The sequence below is a fragment of the Mycobacterium helveticum genome (assembly GCF_007714205.1).
GTDB lineage: Bacteria > Actinomycetota > Actinomycetes > Mycobacteriales > Mycobacteriaceae > Mycobacterium > Mycobacterium helveticum.
Genome location: NZ_VMQU01000349.1, coordinates 1 through 586, shown reverse-complemented (window position 1 = coordinate 586; position 586 = coordinate 1). Strand labels below are relative to the sequence as shown.

At 64.7% G+C, this 586-nt stretch carries 1 protein-coding gene; it reads right to left on the bottom strand.

The genetic code is table 11. The features are described from left to right. On the bottom strand, positions 1 to 219 hold a 219-nt coding region (locus FPZ47_RS29105), incomplete at its 3' end, for a putative adhesin (RefSeq protein ID WP_210420056.1). Positions 220 to 586 lie beyond the last annotated feature (367 nt).

Here is a 586-nt window from a genome sequence, read left to right as displayed (position 1 = left end):
CACCCAGAAACAGGCGGCTACCAGGAAAAACGCCAAACTCGTCAGCAGGGAGCCGACTCTATGTCGGGAGTCCTGGGTCTCGATCAAGTTTCCAAGCGAATCGGTGATTGTCGAGCCGTGTTCTGCAAATGTCGTAATACTCGATCCTTTGGGTACAACAAATAAACCGTTATCTGGATCGTAGCTACCATGACCGCTAATTGTCTGCCGACCGGGCATCTCGCTGTGCCCAGGCGTTTGATTCGCCGAATCGGCTAATTGATCACCCTCGTGATTAGGTGACGGACTATCGTCTGTCGGCGTCGGGTTGGCTTCCCCGGGCGCCGGGTCCGATGGTGGCCCCTCGCCGTCAACTGGGTGAACAGGGCCATCGTAGGGGCCAGGCACCTCGGGCGGGCGAAGGCCCGGTTCCTGGCCGCGGGGCAGCTCGCCCAGGTCGGAAGGTACTTCGGGGGGCGCTCCGCCTATGGGCACCGAAGGCGGCGTCGGCGGGTGGGGCTCCGGCGGCGATGGCAGATCTGCGCTGGGAGGCGCGCCCGGCTCGCCGGCGGGCGTAACCGGAGGGCGCGCGGGGGCCGGCTCGGGT